General features: G+C 43.9%; 1 protein-coding gene. It reads left to right on the top strand.

Annotated elements, in window-relative coordinates; all coding sequences use genetic code 11:
* Positions 1-55: 55 nt before the first annotated feature.
* The coding region (locus H6A07_RS10115; protein WP_369334326.1) for a hypothetical protein at positions 56-230 on the top strand (175 nt) is incomplete at its 3' end.

Raw genomic sequence — 230 nt, 5'->3', positions numbered from 1 at the left:
GAATTACCTCAGCAGTGTGCTGCTGCCGTTTTTCGTGGCATGGCTACTGGCTTACATGATATACCCAATCGTGAAATTTGTGCAATACAAGATGCACGTACCCACAAGGGTGCTGTCGATCATAATCTCAATTGTCTTTATCGTTGCCGTAATAGGTGGTATCTTTTACCTAATTGTGCCGCCAATGATTGAACAGTTTGACAAGCTAAGCGAGGTAATATCCCGATACC

Source organism: Olsenella uli (assembly GCF_016899935.1).
Lineage (GTDB): Bacteria > Actinomycetota > Coriobacteriia > Coriobacteriales > Atopobiaceae > Thermophilibacter > Thermophilibacter uli_B.
The sequence above is the reverse complement of the archived record's forward strand: the minus strand, read 5'-3'. Positions and strand labels throughout refer to the sequence as shown.